This window comes from Micromonospora tarapacensis (genome assembly GCF_019697375.1).
Taxonomy (GTDB): domain Bacteria; phylum Actinomycetota; class Actinomycetes; order Mycobacteriales; family Micromonosporaceae; genus Micromonospora; species Micromonospora tarapacensis.
The window spans coordinates 4,446,248-4,463,104 of record NZ_JAHCDI010000004.1; the positions used below are offsets into that span (position 1 = coordinate 4,446,248).

13 protein-coding genes and 2 pseudogenes are annotated in these 16,857 nt (G+C 72.5%); 6 read left to right on the forward strand and 9 right to left on the reverse strand.

The genetic code is table 11. The features are described from left to right. Window positions 1-9 precede the first annotated feature (9 nt). On the reverse strand, window positions 10-969 hold the full coding sequence (locus KIF24_RS26175; RefSeq protein WP_221086303.1) for an ATP-binding cassette domain-containing protein: 960 nt from the start codon (window positions 967-969) through the stop codon (window positions 10-12). A 188-nt stretch (window positions 970-1,157) separates the two neighbouring features. Here KIF24_RS26175 and KIF24_RS26180 point away from each other — a divergent pair, with 188 nt between their 5' ends. Continuing rightward, window positions 1,158-2,909, forward strand: coding sequence for an acetyl/propionyl/methylcrotonyl-CoA carboxylase subunit alpha (locus KIF24_RS26180; RefSeq protein WP_221086304.1), 1,752 nt, complete (start codon window positions 1,158-1,160; stop codon window positions 2,907-2,909). Between the two features lie 17 nt (window positions 2,910-2,926). Here the strand turns inward: KIF24_RS26180 and KIF24_RS26185 are convergent, their stop codons facing one another. Further along, a complete protein-coding gene (locus tag KIF24_RS26185; RefSeq protein ID WP_221086305.1) occupies window positions 2,927-3,823 on the reverse strand; it encodes a LysR family transcriptional regulator ArgP in 897 nt (298 codons plus the stop codon). A gap of 71 nt (window positions 3,824-3,894) precedes the next feature. On the opposite strand from KIF24_RS26185, the gene KIF24_RS26190 reads away from it, so the two are divergent. Both KIF24_RS26190 and KIF24_RS26195 read left to right on the forward strand, forming a co-directional pair. Continuing rightward, window positions 3,895-4,491: a LysE/ArgO family amino acid transporter gene (locus tag KIF24_RS26190; RefSeq protein ID WP_221086306.1), complete on the forward strand. Its 597-nt coding sequence runs from the start codon at window positions 3,895-3,897 to the stop codon at window positions 4,489-4,491. A gap of 14 nt (window positions 4,492-4,505) precedes the next feature. Then, window positions 4,506-5,945, forward strand: a complete 1,440-nt coding sequence (locus KIF24_RS26195; protein ID WP_221086307.1) for a GuaB1 family IMP dehydrogenase-related protein — start codon at window positions 4,506-4,508, stop codon at window positions 5,943-5,945. 70 nt (window positions 5,946-6,015) lie between these two features. Here the strand turns inward: KIF24_RS26195 and thrS are convergent. Continuing rightward, window positions 6,016-7,235, reverse strand: a pseudogene (thrS, locus tag KIF24_RS26200) (threonine--tRNA ligase). A gap of 610 nt (window positions 7,236-7,845) precedes the next feature. Here thrS and KIF24_RS34190 point away from each other — a divergent pair. Further along, window positions 7,846-7,968 (forward strand): hypothetical protein, encoded by a 123-nt coding sequence (locus tag KIF24_RS34190; RefSeq protein ID WP_269440641.1) that lies wholly within the window; start codon window positions 7,846-7,848, stop codon window positions 7,966-7,968. A 110-nt stretch (window positions 7,969-8,078) separates the two neighbouring features. On the opposite strand, the gene KIF24_RS26210 is transcribed toward KIF24_RS34190, so the two are convergent. Further along, a complete protein-coding gene (locus KIF24_RS26210) occupies window positions 8,079-9,482 on the reverse strand; it encodes an NAD(P)H-quinone dehydrogenase (RefSeq protein WP_221086308.1) in 1,404 nt (467 codons plus the stop codon). A gap of 106 nt (window positions 9,483-9,588) precedes the next feature. On the opposite strand from KIF24_RS26210, the gene KIF24_RS26215 reads away from it, so the two are divergent. After that, the gene (locus tag KIF24_RS26215) at window positions 9,589-10,044 is read left to right on the forward strand and encodes a gamma-glutamylcyclotransferase (protein ID WP_221086309.1); all 456 of its coding nucleotides are present in this window, start codon (window positions 9,589-9,591) and stop codon (window positions 10,042-10,044) included. Between the two features lie 94 nt (window positions 10,045-10,138). On the opposite strand, the pseudogene KIF24_RS26220 reads toward KIF24_RS26215, so the two are convergent. From KIF24_RS26220 to KIF24_RS26230, 3 genes and pseudogenes are all read right to left on the reverse strand, one after another. Continuing rightward, a pseudogene (locus KIF24_RS26220) lies at window positions 10,139-10,875 on the reverse strand (SCO6745 family protein). 6 nt (window positions 10,876-10,881) lie between these two features. Further along, window positions 10,882-11,820 carry a hypothetical protein gene (locus tag KIF24_RS26225; RefSeq protein ID WP_221086310.1) on the reverse strand — a complete coding sequence of 313 codons (939 nt, stop codon included), beginning with the start codon at window positions 11,818-11,820 and terminating at the stop codon, window positions 10,882-10,884. Window positions 11,821-11,824: 4 nt separating this feature from the next. Further along, window positions 11,825-12,457 carry an MBL fold metallo-hydrolase gene (locus tag KIF24_RS26230; protein WP_221086311.1) on the reverse strand — a complete coding sequence of 211 codons (633 nt, stop codon included), beginning with the start codon at window positions 12,455-12,457 and terminating at the stop codon, window positions 11,825-11,827. A gap of 115 nt (window positions 12,458-12,572) precedes the next feature. On the opposite strand from KIF24_RS26230, the gene KIF24_RS26235 reads away from it, so the two are divergent. Then, a complete protein-coding gene (locus tag KIF24_RS26235; protein WP_221086312.1) occupies window positions 12,573-13,544 on the forward strand; it encodes a DUF4349 domain-containing protein in 972 nt (323 codons plus the stop codon). Here KIF24_RS26235 and KIF24_RS26240 read toward each other — a convergent pair. Together KIF24_RS26240 and KIF24_RS26245 are read right to left on the reverse strand one after the other, a co-directional pair. Next, complete coding sequence (locus tag KIF24_RS26240; protein ID WP_221086313.1) at window positions 13,501-14,760, reverse strand: amidohydrolase; 1,260 nt, start codon at window positions 14,758-14,760, stop codon at window positions 13,501-13,503. The genes KIF24_RS26235 and KIF24_RS26240 overlap by 44 nt on opposite strands. A 475-nt stretch (window positions 14,761-15,235) precedes the next feature. Continuing rightward, window positions 15,236-16,819: an acyl-CoA mutase large subunit family protein gene (locus tag KIF24_RS26245; RefSeq protein WP_221086314.1), complete on the reverse strand. Its 1,584-nt coding sequence runs from the start codon at window positions 16,817-16,819 to the stop codon at window positions 15,236-15,238. Window positions 16,820-16,857 lie beyond the last annotated feature (38 nt).

Here is a 16,857-nt window from a genome sequence, read left to right on the forward strand (position 1 = left end):
CCTGGTCGGTCAGGACTCGCGCAGCGAGCGGCCGGTCTTGGTGAGGAAGACGTCGTCGAGGCTCGGGCGGTGCAGCTCGATCGACTTGAGGTCGAGCCCGGCACCGTCGATCCGGCGCAGGATCCGGGGTATGGCGGTGGCGCCGTCGTCGACGAAGAGCCGCAGCCCACCCTCGTCGAGGGTCTCCAGCCGGTTCACGTACCCCTCGTTGTCGAGCAGTTTCTCGGCCTCGCCGGTGGCGGCGATGTCGAGGCCGACCTGCACCACGTCGCCGGAGATCTCCCGCTTGAGCTCGGTCGGCGTCCCCTCGGCGACCACCTCGCCGTGATCCATGATCGCTATGCGGTCGCAGAGCGCGTCGGCCTCGTCCAGGTAGTGGGTGGTGATGAAGACGGTCATCCCGTCGACACGCAACCGCCGGATCTCGTCCCACATGTGTGCCCGGCTCTGCGGGTCGAGCCCGGTGGTCGGCTCGTCCAGAAAGACGATCTTCGGCTCGTGGATGATGCCGAGCGCGATCTCGACCCGGCGCCGCTGGCCGCCGGAGTACGTCTTGCACTTGCGGTCGGCGAACTCGGTGAGCTGGAACGCCTCCAGCGCGCGGGCGGCCCGGCGCTGCGCCTCGGCCTTGCCGATGCCGTACATCCGGGCCTGGAGCACCAGTTCCTCACGGGCGGTGGACTCGTCCCAGGTGCTCCCGCCCTGGGCGACGTAGCCGATGCGGCGGCGCACCTCGCCCGGGTCCGTCAGCAGGTCGGCACCGGCGATGGTGGCCTGGCCGCCATCCGGCTCGATCAGCGTCGCCAGCATCCGCAGCGTGGTGGTCTTGCCGGCGCCGTTCGGGCCGAGGAACCCGAAGATCTCGCCGGCCGGAACGTCCAGGTCGACGCCGCGCACCGCCTCGACGGTCTTCGTCTCCCGACCGGCCCGGCTGCGGAAGGACTTCCGCAGCCCTCTGGTCTCGATCATTTTCGTACTCCCCGCTCGTGGCCTTCGTCGGCCATCATCGTCACCGGCACTCGATCACATCGGTACGACACCACGCCGCTCGAATATCCCGGACCGGGCAGTGCCCCATCCCACACTGAGCGATCGTTAGGGCCGGCGGGGTGACCGATAAACTCCCGGTCAGTAACCCGCCGGGAGGAGCCACCGAGGTGCGCAAGGTACTCATCGCCAACCGGGGCGAGATCGCCGTCCGCGTCGTCCGCGCCTGCCAGGACGCCGGCCTGGACAGCGTCGCGGTGTACGCGGACTCCGACCGGGATGCCCTGCACGCCACGCTCGCCGACGAAGCGTACGCCCTGGGTGGCGACACGGCCGGCGAGACCTACCTGCGCATCGACAAGCTGATCGACGTCGCCGGCCGCGCCGGGGCCGACGCGGTCCATCCCGGGTACGGCTTCCTCGCCGAGAACGCCGACTTCGCCCAGGCCGTCATCGACGCCGGCCTGACCTGGATCGGCCCCACCCCGCAGGCGATCCGCGACCTCGGCGACAAGGTCACCGCCCGGCACATCGCCCAGCGGGCCGGTGCTCCCCTGGTGCCCGGCACCCCCGACCCGGTGGGCGGCCCCGACGAGGTGATGGCCTTCGCCGTCGACCACGGGCTACCGGTCGCGATCAAGGCTGCCTTCGGCGGCGGCGGGCGTGGCCTGAAGGTGGCCCGCACGATGGAGGAGATCCCGCAGCTGTTCGAGTCGGCCACCCGCGAGGCGGTCGCCGCGTTCGGCCGGGGCGAGTGTTTCGTCGAGCGCTACCTCGACCAGCCGCGCCACGTCGAGGCGCAGGTGCTGGCCGACCAGCACGGCAACGTGATCGTGGTGGGCACCCGGGACTGCTCGTTGCAGCGCCGGCACCAGAAACTGGTCGAGGAGGCGCCGGCGCCGTTCCTCACCGCCGCCCAGCGGGCGCAGATCCACGACAGCGCCAAGGCGATCTGCCGGGAGGCCGGCTACCACGGTGCCGGCACGGTGGAATACCTGGTGGGCAGCGACGGCACCATCTCCTTCCTGGAGGTCAACACCCGGCTCCAGGTGGAGCACCCGGTCACCGAGGAGACCGCCGGCATCGACCTGGTACGCGAGCAGTTCCGCGTCGCCGACGGCGAGAAGCTGCGGTTCACCGAGGACCCGACCCCGCGCGGTCACTCGATCGAGTTCCGGATCAACGGCGAGGATCCGGGCCGCAACTTCCTGCCCGCCCCCGGCACGGTCACCGCGCTGCGCCTGCCCACCGGCCCCGGCGTGCGGGTCGACACCGGCATCTCGGCCGGCGACGTGATCGGCGGCAACTTCGACTCCCTGCTGGCCAAGGTGATCGTCACCGGCGAGACCAGGGTGGAGGCGCTGGAGCGGTCCCGCCGGGCGCTGGACGAGATGGTGGTCGAGGGGATGGCCACCGCGCTGCCGTTCCACCGTCTGGTGGTCCGCGATCCGGCGTTCACCGCCGAGCCGTTCGGCGTGCACACCCGGTGGATCGAGACGGAGTTCGACAACACGGTGCCGCCGTTCACCGCCGCCGCCGGTTCCGTCGCGGGCCCGGCGGAGCGCGAGACCGTCGTGGTCGAGGTGGGCGGCAAGCGGTTGGAGGTCAGCCTTCCCGCCGGTCTCGGTGCCGGTACGGTCGGGTCCGCGCCGGCCGCACGGAGGCCCACCCGCCGGGGTGGCGGGAACACGGCGGGCGCGGCGGCGAGTGGGGACTCGCTCACCTCCCCCATGCAGGGCACCATCGTGAAGATCGCGGTCGCCGACGGCGACACGGTCGCCGAGGGTGACCTGGTCGTGGTGCTGGAGGCGATGAAGATGGAGCAGCCCCTGCACGCCCACAAGGCCGGTACGGTCAGCGGCCTGTCGGCCGAGGTCGGTGCGGTGGTCACCGCAGGGGCGGCGATCTGCACCATCGCCTGAGGTGTGCCGGGCGTCAGTCAGCGGAGGGTTTCGGCGGCGACGGCACAGACGGCGGCGGTCAGCGCGGTCAGCACCTGCGAGTCGAGCCGCCAGTGCTGCCAGTACAGCGGGACGTCCAGCACCCGGCCGGGTGCGATGTCCACGCAGCGCCCGGCGGACACGTCGGCGTCGGCGAGTTGCTCCGCCATCAGCCCCCAGCCGAGCCCGAGCCGGATCGATTCGTTGAAGGCCGGCACCGACGGCACGTAGTGCACGGGTGGGTCGAGGGCGCGCCCGGTCACCGCACGCAGGAAACGGTGTTGGATGCGGTCCTTGCGGTCGAAGACCACCACCGGCGCGACGGCGGCCGACTCCCGGGTCAGCCCGTCGGCGAACCAGCGGTCCGCCAGTTCGGGCGCGGCCAGGGCGCGGTAGCGCATCGCGCCGAGACGGCGTACCCGGCAGCCCTGCACCGCCTCGCGCTGGGCGGTCACCGCGGCGGTGACCGTGCCGGCGCGCAGTAGTTCGGCGGTGTGGTCCTGGTCGTCCTGCCGGATGTCGAAGGAGAGTTCCGGCTGCTCGGACAGGCGGGCCAGCGCGGCCGGGAACCAGGTGGCGAGCGAGTCGGCGTTGACCACGACGGCGACCCGGGTGCGGCCCCGATCGCCGCCGAGCGGCCCTCGGGCGTCGGCCAGCGCCTCCCGTTCCAGCAGCGCGAGCTGGCCGGCGAGGCGCAGCAGCGGGCGGCCGGCCTCGGTGGCGTCACAGGGCCGGTGGCGGCGGACGAGCACCTGCCCGACGGTCTCCTCCAGCGCCTTGATCCGTTGGCTGACCGCCGACGGGGTGACGTGCAGCAGCCGGGCCGCCGCCTCGAAGCTGCCCTCCGCGACGATGGCCGCGAACGTACGCAGCTGGGTGGAGTCGAGCCCGTTCATGAAACTGAGCTTAATCAGCTGAAGAATCCTTAGCTGGACTCAGGAAACGCGGCGCTTCTACCGTCGGCCACATGCTCACCTCCGTCGTCGCCGGCTTCTCCCTGTCCATCGCCCTCATTGTCGCCATCGGCGCGCAGAACGCCTTCGTACTGCGCCAGGGCCTGCGCCGGGAACACGTGGTGCCGGTGGTGTTGACCTGCGCGCTCTCCGACGCGCTGCTGATCGGGGTGGGCATCGCCGGGGTGGGCTCGATCGTGGCCGGGCGCCCGGTCCTGCTCACCGCGATCCGCTGGGGTGGGGCGGCCTTCCTCCTCGGGTACGCGGCACTCGCCACCCGTCGCGCGTTGCGTCCCGCCGCGCTCGTGCCGGCTGACCGGCCGCCGGCCCGGCTCGGCCCGACGCTGCTGGCCTGCCTCGCCTTCACCTACCTCAACCCGCACGTCTACCTCGACACGGTGCTGCTGCTCGGCGGCATCGCCCAGCAGCATCCGCACCGCTGGCTGTTCGGCGTCGGCGCGGCGGCGGCCAGCGTGGTCTGGTTCGCCGCACTCGGTGCGGGCGCGTACCGGCTCGCTCCGCTGCTCGCGCGCCGGCGGGTCTGGCGGGTTCTCGACGGCGTGATCGCGGTGGTGATGGTCGCAGTGGCCGTGGCGCTGCTGCTGGGCTGAGTCATGATGGCCGGGTGCGGTTCCTCAGTGGCGCGACTCCCGGATACGACCTGACCTACAGCGACGTCTTCATGGCCCCGGCCCGCTCGGAGGTGGGTTCGCGGCTCGACGTGGATCTGGCCACCGGTGACGGCACCGGCACCACCATCCCACTGGTGGTGGCGAACATGACCGCGGTCGCCGGCCGACGGATGGCCGAGACGGTGGCCCGACGCGGCGGCATCGCGGTGATCCCACAGGACATCCCGATCGACGTGGTGGCGGAGGTGGTCGCCTGGGTCAAGCAGCGGCACCTGGTGCACGACACGGCGATCGCGCTCGGCCCCAACGACACCGTCGGCGACGCCATCCATCTGCTGCCCAAGCGGGCGTACGGTGCGGTGATCGTGGTCGACGACGACGGCCGCCCGATGGGGGTGGTGACCGAGGCCGACACCGTCAGCGTGGACCGGTTCACCCAGCTGCGGCACGTGATGTCGACCGAGTTGCACACCGTGCCCGCCGACGCGGATCCGCGCACCGGCTTCGACCGGCTCTCGGCGGGCCGGCGGCGGCTGGCGCCCGTGGTCGACGACGCGGGCCGGCTGGTCGGCGTGCTCACCCGGCCCGGGGCGCTGCGGGCGACGCTCTACAAGCCGGCGGTGGACACCCACGGCCGACTGCGGATCGCGGCGGCCGTGGGCATCAACGGCGATGTGGCGGGCAAGGCGAAGGCCCTGTTGGAGGCCGGCGTGGACACCCTGGTCGTGGACACCGCGCACGGCCACCAGGAGCGGATGATCTCGGCCCTGCGGACCGTACGCGGTCTCGACCCGGCGGTGCCGGTGGCGGCCGGCAACGTGGTCACCGCCGACGGGGTACGCGATCTGGTCGACGCGGGTGCCGACATCATCAAGGTCGGGGTCGGTCCGGGCGCGATGTGCACCACCCGGATGATGACCGGGGTCGGCCGGCCGCAGTTCTCGGCGGTGCTGGACTGCGCGGTGGCCGCCCGCGACCTGGGCCGTCACGTCTGGGCCGACGGTGGGGTGCGGCACCCTCGGGATGTGGCGCTGGCGCTGGCCGCCGGGGCGTCGAACGTGATGATCGGCTCCTGGTTCGCCGGCACCTACGAGTCCCCCGGTGACCTCTACACCGACGAGGACGGCCGGCGCTACAAGGAGAGCTTCGGCATGGCCTCGGCGCGGGCGGTCAGCGCCCGTACCGGTGACGACAGCCCCTACGACCGCGCCCGCAAGGCGATCTTCGAGGAGGGCATCTCGTCGGCCCGGATGTACCTGGACCCGACCCGACCTGGCGTGGAGGACCTGATCGACGAGATCATCTCGGGAGTGCGTAGCGCGTTCACCTACGCCGGCGCGCGCACCCTTGACGAGTTCCACGAGCGGGTGCTGATCGGCGTGCAGAGCACCGCCGGCTACACCGAGGGAATGCCGCTGCCGACCAGTTGGTGAGGCCGGGGGCCGCCGCGGTCGCGGTCGGACCGGTGCCGGATCCGACCGCGACCGCGGCGGCCCGTCGGCCTCAGCGGGCCGGCAGCAGGTCGCCGGAGCGGGCGGCCACCACCGCGCCGATCAGCCCGATCGCCTCGGCCGCCGGCTGCGGCTCCAGCGATCGCCCGTCGCGCAGCCGCAACGCCACCCGGCCGTCGGCCGCCTCCCGGGCACCCACCACCGCGGCGTACGGGATGCGGCGGCGTACCGCGTCGCGGACCCGGGCACCGAGCGACCCGCTGTGGTCGACCTCCGCCCGCAGTCCCGCCTCGATGGCCCGTCGGGCCACGTCGGCCGCGGCATCGGCCTGGCCGTCGCCGACCGGCAGGACGATCAGTTGCACCGGGGCGTACCAGGGCGGGAAGGCGCCCCCGTGTACCTCGATCAGGTACGCGAAGAGCCGCTCCATGCTGCCCGCCAGGCTGCGGTGCACCATCACCGGACGCCGTCGTTCGCCGTCGGCGTCGGTGTACGACAGATCGAACCGCTCCGGCTTGTCGAAGTCGAGCTGGACGGTGGAGAGGGTGTACTCGCGCTCGGCCGCGTCCCGCACCTGAATGTCGATCTTCGGGCCGTAGAAGGCGGCCTCGCCCGGCGCCTCGGTGTACGGCACCCCGTCGAGGGCGGCGCGGAGCAGGTCCTCGGCGCGCGCCCACTGCGCGTCGTCGCCGACGTACTTCTCCCCGGCCCGCGCAGCGACAGCCGTACGCCCGCCGGCCGCACGCCCAGCGCGGCGTGCGCGGCCCGGATCAGCCGCAGGATGTCCGACACCTCCTGGCCGACCTGCTCCAGGGTGCAGAAGTTGTGCGCGTCGTTCAGGGTTATGGCGCGGACCCGGGACAGCCCGCCGAGCACCCCCGAGCGTTCCGCCCGGTACATGCCACCGATCTCGGCGACCCGCAGCGGCAGATCCCGGTAGGAACGCCCGCGCGCCCGGTAGACCAGCGCATGGTGCGGGCAGAGCGCCGGTCGGAGCATCAACTCGTCGTCGGTCTCTCCCAGCCGCATCGGTGGGAACATCTCGCCGGCGAAGTAGCCGAGATGCCCGGAGACCTCGAACAGCTCCCGCCGACCCAACGGCGGGGTGTAGACCTGCTGGTAGCCGGCGCGGCGTTCCAGCCCACGCAGGTACTCCTCGACGGCGTGCCGGGCGGCGGCGCCGGCCGGCAGCCAGATCGGCAGGCCGGTGCCGGCGAGCGGGTCGGTGGTGAACAGGTCAAGCTCCCGGCCGAGCCGGCGGTGGTCGATCATGTCGCGCTCCTTGGGCTGGTACGGCCCGACGCGACCAGTCACCCGAGGAAAGCACCAGGCCCCGGGCGGATCGCCCGGGGCCTGGGTCGACGAGAAACGTCAGTGCGGCACGCCAGGCTTCCCCGGCGTCGTCGTCAGCAGCGCACCAAACATGCCGCGACCGTACCCTCACCTCGCGCGCCACCGCATTCCAATAACCGTGGTGGGCCACGGGCCGACCCCCGCCATCGAAGGCCACGCTCGATCGGTACGACCAACCGCCGGACTGACGACCGACGCAGCCCTGGGGGGGCCGGGCCGCTGGCACGGGACCTGCCAGCGGCCCGGCGGCGGCCCGGGCATCAGGAACGGGGGACCCGACGCGCACCGGGCCGCGCGCCGACAACGGTACGCCGCCGGAAGACGATTCGGCGACCGCGCCAGCCGTTAACCTTCTTCGATATGCCGTGGTCAGCGGACCCGTACCGGTGACCGCGGGCCTACCGAGGCGAGGTGTCGCTGGTCATGGCGGGCCAGGGGAATGCCCGACTGCCGGTAGGGGTGGTCCCTGGGACGGATTTCGGTGTTCGTCCCGGATCCGCCTGGGGTGCCACCGGCGACAGGCTGAGGCATGCCTGGAACCCGGAGCAGCGGCGTACTGGCCCTCGGCGGGATCGCCCTCGCGGCGCTGCTCGCCGTCATCGGTCACACGGGCGTCAACGACCTGGCCCCCCCACCCCCCACCCCGGTCTGACGATCATGCAGTTGTGGCTCCTCACAAAGGCCGCGAACCGACACCAATCGGCTGCCACAACTCCATGATCGGCGAGGGGTGGGTGGGGTGGGTGGGGTGGGTGGGTGGGGTCATTCCAGTTCGTGGAGCATCAGTTGGCGGGCGGCCTCGCTGATCGAGCCGGAGAGGCTCGGGTAGATGGTGATGGTCTGGGCCAGCTCGTTGACGGTGAGGTTGTTCTCCACCGCCATGGTGATCGGCAGGATCAGCTCGCTGGCCTTGGGGGCGACCACCACGCCGCCGATCACCTGGCCGCTGGCCGGGCGGCAGAACAGCTTGACGAAACCGTCGGCGATCTCGTCCATCTTCGCCCGGGCGTTGCCGCCCAGCGGCAGCATCACCTGTCGCGCCGGCACCCTGCCGGCGTCCACCTCGTCCTGCGAGACACCGACGGTGGCCAGTTCCGGGTCGGTGAAGACGTTCGCGGAGACGGTACGCAGCCGCAGCGGCCGGACCGCCTCGCCGAGCGCGTGCCACATGGCGATCCGGCCCTGCATCGCGGCGACACTGGCCAGCGGCAGCACCCCCGTGCAGTCGCCGGCCGCGTAGATGCCGGGCACGTTGGTCCGGGAGACGCGGTCCACCGTCACGTACCCGCCCCGGGCCAGTTCGACGCCGTACTCGGCGAGGCCCAACTCGGCGGTGTTGGGGATCGAGCCGACCGCGATCAGCGCGTGCGAGCCGTACACCTTGCGGCCGTCGGAGAGCTCGACCTCGACGCCGCTGTCGGTGCGGCGGACGCCCTCGGCGCGGGCGTTGTTCAGGATGCTCATGCCCCGGGTGCGGAAGACCCGCTCGATCGCCTGCGCGGCGTCGGCGTCCTCGTGTGGCATCACCCGGTCCCGGCTGGAGACCAGGGTCACCTCGACCCCCATCGCCAGGTACGCGCTGGCGAACTCGGCGCCGGTCACGCCGGAGCCGACCACGATCAGGTGTGGCGGCAGCTCGGGCAGGTCGTACACCTGCCGCCAGGTCAGGATGCGCTCGCCGTCGGGCAGGGCGGTGGGCAGTTGGCGGGGCGTGGCACCGGTGGCGATCAGGACCGTCGCCGCGTCGATCGCGTAGGCGGCCTCCTCGCCGTCCGGCGAGACGATCACGCGGTGGGTGTGACCGAGCGTGTCCTCGCCGAGCCGGGCCCGCCCGGAGACGAAGGTGACCCCGGCCTTGAGCAGCTTGGTGTGGATGTCGGCGGACTGCGCCAGGGCGAGCCGTTTGACCCGCTCGTTGACCGTCCCGGCGTCGACGGTGACCGCCTCCAGCCCGTCGGAGTGGACCCCGAACACCTCGGTGTCGCGGTACCCGGTCACCACCTCGGAGCTGGCGATGAAGGTCTTCGACGGCACGCAGTCGGACAGTACGCAGGCGCCGCCGGCACCGTCGGCCTCCACCACGGTGACGTCGGCGTCCAGCTGGGCGGCCACCAGTGCGGCCTCGTAGCCGGCCGGCCCCCCGCCGATGATCACGATCCGGCTCACCACGACCGCCCTTCGTCGATGCTCACAGTGACTTTCTTCCCCCCGGCGCGTCCGACACGCACCGTCGTATTCTCTCCCACGCACCGGTGGGGCTATCGTCATCGCCGTGCGTCACTACGCCGCCTACGGCTCGAACCTGGACCCCGCCCGAATGCGCGCCTACTGCCCGCACTCTCCGATGGTGGGCATCGGCTGGCTGGAGGGCTGGCGGCTCACCTTCGCCGGTGAGGACGTCATCGGCTGGGAGGGCGCGGTCAGCACGGTGGTCGAGTCGCCGGGCGACCGGGTCTTCGTCGCGCTCTACGACATCCACCAGTACGACGCGGCGCAGCTGGACGAGATCGAGGGCGTCACCTCCGGCACGTACCGGAAGCTGACCGTCCGCGTCTCGACGCTGGACGGCGACGTCACCGCCTGGGTCTACGTCTTCGACGGCTACGAGGGCGGCCTGCCCACCTCGTGGTACGTGTCGGAGATCGCGAACGCCGCCGAGAAGGCGGGTGCGCCCGACGACTACGTCACCGAGCTGCGGTCCCGGCCCACCGGCACCGCGTCGGCGTAGCGCGTCTCCCACGCCACCAGTCTGCTACCGGCCGCCTTCGCACCGGTCGCCGCCCCCTGTGGGCCCGGGATCCGGCCACCGCCGGGGCCGGTGCTCAGTCCTGCCGGTGTTCCCGCGCGGCGGCCAGCAGCTCGACCAGTTCGGCACCGTCGGCCGGGCCGAGCGCCGCGAACGCGGGCGCGACGAGCCGGTCGGTCATCGCCTCGGCCCACAGCCGCCGCCGCACGAGCGGCCCGACCGGCGGGTACGGCGGCGGCCAGCCGCAGGCCATCGCGCCGCTCTCCCCCTCCGGGCCGGCCAGCACCGCCTCCAGCGGCGTCATCCCACCGGCGCGTACGGCGACCAGGTGGGCGCCGGTGAAGTGTTCCCGCAGCAGGCGCAGCCCGGCGGCGACCCGGGCACCCGGGTGCCGGCGAGCGACGGCATCGCCCGCCACGCCGCGAAGAGCGGCATCCCGCTGGCGTCGGCCGCCGTGACGGTCCGGTCCACCAGCACCGCGAGCCGGTCGACGCGGGGCAGGTCGCCCAGGTGCTCCTCGCCCCACCGGCAGCACTCGGCCAGGCTGGCCGCGGCCACCTCGGAGGGCCGGACGGTGCGGGCGGCGGCGTCCCATCCGTCGGCCACGGCCTCGGGCGCGACGAAACCCAGCGCGGCCGCGACCGTCTCGGCCCGCACGTCACCCAGCGCGCCGGCCCGCCCCGTGATGTAGAAGGCCCAGCCGGAGATGCCGAGCAGCCGCGCTCGGCGCAGCGTGGTGGGGCACCGGTTGTACGCCTCCCCGAGCGCCAGCACCGCCGGCTTGCTGGCCGCGGCGACCTGTTCCGGGGTCATGGAGGATCAGTCTGCCGGTCCACCGCCCGGATCGGCATCCCCCTCCTCGGCGGCCAACGCCTCCACCGCGGCCTCGACCTCGCCGGCCCGGCGGCGCGCGGTGCTGGCGGCCCGCTCGGCGGCCCGGCGGGCCAGCCGGGATCGGCTGAGTTCCTGCTCGGCCACGGCCCGGCGGCGTTCGAGTTCGGCCAGTTCCGCCTCGACGGCGTCCAGGGCCGCCGCCCGGTCGTGTTCGGCCGTCACCGCGCCGGCCAGGTCCGACTCGGCCCGCTCCTGGTCGGTACGCGCCCGCGCCAGTTCCTTCTCCAGTGCCGTGCGGCGGCGCACCCGGTCGGCGCGGGCGGCCCGCTGGGCCTGTTCGGCGCGGAGCGTGCCCCGGTCGGGCGGCCGTTCCCGGTGGGCCGGCGCGGCGGTTGGCGGCTCGTCCCCGCCGGTCACCAGGCGCAGTTGCGGCCGGGGCACCTCGCCGAACCCGGCGTAGTGGGCCGACCGCAGCAGCCGCCCGGAGCGCACCTGCTCGGCGACCCCGACGTCGGAGAGGGCGGCGTTGAGGGTCGCCTCGACCTCGGCCAGCGGCAGCTTCCCGGCCGACGGGGCGCCGTCGACGTCGCCGGCGAGCCGGCGCACCTCGGCGATGAGCGCGCCGACCACGGCCCGCCGCTGCGCGGACAACTCCCGCAGGCGCGGGCCGCGCAACTCGCGCTGGGCCTCGCGCAGGGCCTCGGCGAGCTGCGCCAGGTCGGCCACCAGTTCCGGCCGTTCGATGGCGAGCAGGTTGACCAGCCAGGCGGCCACGGTCGGCCGGCGCAGCCGGGCGATCTCGCGGGCGGCCCGCGGGTCGCCGGCGCGCCGGGCCTGCGCGGCGGCGGCGTCCCGGGCGGTGACGAACCGGTCCGGCGGCGTGCGGTAGAGCCGCTCGACGAGGTCGGACGGTGGGTCGGGCATCGGTTCAGCCGTCGATCCGGCTGCCCGGCTCCAGCCGCTGGTAGTGGCTGCCGGACAGGGCCGTGTACTGCCGGTCGAGCACCGCGTAGCCGTTGTCGTTGAGCAGGGCGTCGTGCAGCGCGAAGACCCGGCGCGGGGCCACCGCCCGGATGAAGTCCACCACCTCGGAGAACTTCGACCAGGGCGCGTGTATCGGGGCGAACAGGGTGTCCACCTGGATGTCGTCGGGGACGAACAGGGCATCGCCCGGGTGGTACACGACGTCGTTGAGGACGTAGCCGAGGTTGTCGATCACCGGGATGTCGGGGTGGATCACCGCATGTCGACCGCCGTGGGCGCGGACCGGTATGCCGGCGGCGGTGAACGACTCACCGGCGGTGACCGGGCGCAGCACCTCGGCCGCGTCGCCGAGCGTGGCGGCCAGTGCGGCGGGGCCGTGGATGACCAGCGGGCACCGCTCCAGTTGCCGGTTGACCGCCTCGACGTCGAGATGGTCGGGGTGCTCGTGGGTGACCAGCACCGCGTCGGCCCCGTCCAGCGCCACCGCCGGCTCGCTGAACATCCCGGGATCGACGACCAGCACTCCCCCGTCGTGCTCGACCCGCAGGCACGAGTGGGCGTACTTGGTGAGCCGCATCGTGATGCCTCCCATATCGAATCGTGACGTCCTGAGCGCAGTCTGCCGGAACCCGCGGGCTGGCGCGTGACGTCCGAGCTATCGCCCGGCCGGGTACGAGGAAAGGGGAACGGGGATGCGGATCGGAAGAACTCGCCGTCACGGGACCGCGGCGGTGGCGGCGCTGGTGGCACTGCTGGTGCTCGCCGGCTGCGGAAGTGGCCGCGGCGGCGACGAGTCGACAGCGGCGGGCACGACGGCCGATGCCGCCGCGCCGGCCCAGGAGGGTGGCGCCGGCGCGCCGGGCGAGTCCCGGGACGGCGCCGGCGTGGCAACGGACACCCGGGTCGACCAGCGGGCCATCATCTACACCGGATCGATCCGGGTGAAGGTGGACGATGTGGATGCCGCCGCGCGGACCGCCACCGCCGCGGCCACCCGGGCCGGCGGCTTCGTCGGCGGGGACCAGCGCCGCAGCTCCGACGCCGATGCCGTGGCGGAGCTGGAACTACGGGTGCCGGCGGACCGGTTCTACGCGGTCGTGGAGGAGCTGGCGGGCCTCGGTAGCCAGGAGCGTCGGGAGATCGGCACCCAGGACGTCACCGAGGAGACCATCGACCTCGACGCCCGGATCACCAGCCAGCGGGCCCGGGTGGAGAGCGCCCGCCGGCTGCTCGCCCAGGCCACCTCGATCGGTGACCTGGTGGCGGTGGAGAACGAGCTGGCCCGCCGCGAGGCCGACCTCGCCTCGCTGGAGGCGAAGAAACGCCGGTTGGACGACCTGACCGCACTGTCCACGATCACCGTCACCCTGGTCGGGCCGGACGCCACGGTCGCCGAGGAGGAGAGCCAGATCGGCTTCCTGGTCGGGCTCAACGGCGGCTGGAAGGTCTTCCTGACCTCGATGACCGTCCTGGTCACCGTGCTCGGAGCGATCCTGCCGTGGCTGCTGGTGCTGGGCGTGCCGGCGGGGGCGTTGTGGTGGTTGAGCCGCCGGCGACGCCGGCACCAGCCGGTGGAGCCGGCTCTGGTGGCACCGGCCGGCACGCCGGCACCGCCGGGAGTCAGCGCAACTCCACCAGTGCCTGGAGCGCGGTCTGCACCATGAGCCGTACGCCTGCCGGGATGGCGCGTTCGTCCACGTCGAACGACGCCCGGTGCAGGTCCACGTTCGGCCCGGAGCGGCCGACCCCGAGCCGGGCCAGGGCACCGGGGACGTACTCCAGGTACCAGGAGAAGTCCTCGCCGCCCATGCTCTGCGGGGTCTCCGCGACGCCCTCCGGGCCGAGCGCGGCAGCGGTGGCCGCGGTCAGCACCCCGATGGCCCGCGCGTCGTTGCAGACGGGCGGCCGGCCGCGAAGATATTCCAGGTCGACCGTGGCCCCGGTCGGTGCGATGACGTCGCGGACCACCTGAGCAACGATCTTCGGGGCCGACTCCCAGGCGTCGCGGTCCATCACCCGCAGCGTGCCGGAGGCGGACGCCTCGGACGGGATGACGTTGTACCGGGTGCCGGCGGAGGCGTGGCCGAAGACCAACAGCAGCCCGCTGTTCGCCGGCACCCGGCGGCTGACCAGGGCGGGCACCTCGGTGATCAGCCGGCCGAGCGCGTCGACCAGGTCGACGGTCAGGTGCGGGCGGGCGGTGTGGCCGCCCGGTCCGCCGAGCCGGACGGTGACGTTGTCGGCGGCGGCGGTGATCGGCCCGGTCCGCAGGCCCACCTGGCCGACGGGCAGGCTGGGGTCGCAGTGCAGCGCGAAGATCTGCACCACGTCGTCGAGACCGCCGGCCTCGATCACCTCCAGGGAACCGCAGGGCAGGATCTCCTCGGCGGGCTGGAAGATCAGCCGCACCCGGCCGGGCAGTTCGCCCAGGTCGGCGAGCTGCGCGAGCAGCATGCCGACGCCGAGCATGATGGTGGTGTGCACATCGTGGCCGCAGGCGTGGCAGACCCCGTCGACCGTGGAGCGGTACGGCACGTCCTTGACATCGGTCAGCGGCAGCGCGTCGATGTCGGCGCGCAGCGCGATCACCGGCCCGTCCGGGCGGCCGTCGATGTCGCAGATGACCCCGTTGCCCTTGGGTAGCAGTCGCGGGCGGAGCCCGGCGAGGGAGAGTTCCCGGGCCACCAGGGCTGCGGTCTCGAACTCCGCGCCGGACAGTTCCGGATGCGAGTGGATGTGACGGCGCGTGGCGATCAGGCCCGGTACCCGGAGGGCGAGCAGGTGGTCCAGCTCGAAGGGCAGGGGCAGGCCACCGGACGGCACCGCCGGCCAGGACGGCGCCAGCTGCTCGCCCGTGGGCATCGTCAACGCACTCGTCACGTCGAATTCTCTTCGATCACTAGAAATGGATGGATCATCGGGAACCGCTGATAGCGTAGCCCCCCGACGGTGACTCTGCGCAACCTCGTTCCGGTGATGATCGGACCGCACAGCGTCACGTATGCCCTGCTTAGAGCGCCCGTAGGTGAGAGGGACAGCAGGTAGATCGTGTTCGAACGCCGCCATCCGCCCTTCACCTCCTACAACGCGTAATCGTGTCCCCTGGTCGAGAATCTCCTCGAAACCGGTTGCCGTCGTTCCGAATTGTCGCATTGGTCACGCCAATGGAACTGACGGTACGACAACTATCCGACCACTCTCGGCGACAGACACCCGTGGACGTTCACACGCTCGAACGACACCCGACCGCACAACGTGTGCGTCCAGGTGATCACGGAAAGCGGAATACCCGGGGACGGGCCGGTCGACACGCTGCGCCACCGGCGAGCCCCGACGGGCAGGGGTGACGCCGAGGTCAGAAGCGGTCGGTGGGGCGGTACCGGCCCCAGACCTCACGCAACGCGCCACAGACCTCACCGACGGTGGCCCGCTCCCGCAACGCCGCCTTCATCGGGTACAGCACGTTGCCGGTGCCCGACGCGGCCGCCCGCAACTCGGCCAGGGCCCGCTCCACGGCGGCACCGTCCCGCTCGGCCCGCAGCCCGGCCAGCCGCGCGGCCTGCGCCGCCTCGATCGTCGGGTCCACCCGCAGCGGCTCGTACGGCTCCTCCGCCTCGATGGCGAACCGGTTCAGCCCGACCACCACCCGCTCGGCCGAATCGATCTCCTGTGCGATCCGGTACGCGGACTGCTCGATCTCCCGCTTCTGGAAGCCCGCCTCGATCGCGTCCACCGCCGATCCGTACTCGAAGACCCGGGCCATCAGCGCGTCCGCCGCCGCCTCGATCTCTGCGGTCATCGCCTCCACCACGTACGACCCGGCGAACGGGTCCACGGTGGCGGTCAGATCCGTCTCGTACGCCAGCACCTGCTGGGTACGCAGCGCCAGCCGGGCCGCCTTCTCGGTGGGCAGCGCGATCGCCTCGTCGAAGCTGTTGGTGTGCAGCGACTGGGTGCCACCGAGCACCGCGCCCAGCCCCTGCACCGCGACCCGGACCAGGTTCACCTCCGGCTGCTGGGCGGTCAACTGCACGCCCGCGGTCTGGGTGTGGAAGCGCAGCATCATCGACTTCGGGTTCTTCGCGCCGAACTCGTCGCGCATCAGTCGGGCCCAGATCCGCCTCGCCGCCCGGAACTTCGCCACCTCCTCCAACAGGGTGGTGCGGGCGACGAAGAAGAACGACAGCCGGGGGGCGAAGTCGTCCACGGCCAGCCCGGCGGCGATCGCGGCCCGGACGTACTCGACGCCGTTGGCCAGCGTGAACGCGATCTCCTCCACGGGCGTGGCGCCCGCCTCCGCCATGTGGTAGCCGGAGATGGAAATGGTGTTCCACTTCGGCACCTCGGTCCGGCAGTAGCCGAAGGTGTCGGCGACCAGCCGCAGTGACGGCTTCGGCGGGAAGATGTACGTGCCCCGGGCGATGTACTCCTTGAGGATGTCGTTCTGGATGGTGCCGTTGAGCGCCGAGCCCGGTACCCCGTTCTCCTCGGCGACGAGCTGGTAGAGCAGCAGCAGCACCGAGCCGGGCGCGTTGATCGTCATCGAGGTGGAGACCTTGTCCAGCGGGATGCCGGCGAAGAGCAGCCGCATGTCCTCGATGGAGTCGATGGCCACGCCGACCTTGCCCACCTCGCCGTGCGCGATCGGGTCGTCGGAGTCGTAACCCATCTGGGTGGGCAGGTCGAAGGCGACCGACAGGCCCATCGTGCCGGCCCGCAACAACTGGTGGTAACGCGCGTTGGACTCCGTGGCGGTGCCGAAGCCGGCGTACTGGCGCATGGTCCACGGGCGGGAGGTGTACATGGTGGGGTAGACCCCACGGGTGTAGGGAAAATCTCCCGGCGCGCCCAGCCGGGAGTCCAGGTCGCTGGGGAGGTCGGCCGCCGTGTAGACGCCCTTGATCGGGAAACCGGACTCGCTTGACCGCCGTTCGTTCATGACCGGATGGTAGGACGACCGGACCAAATGCGGGTGAG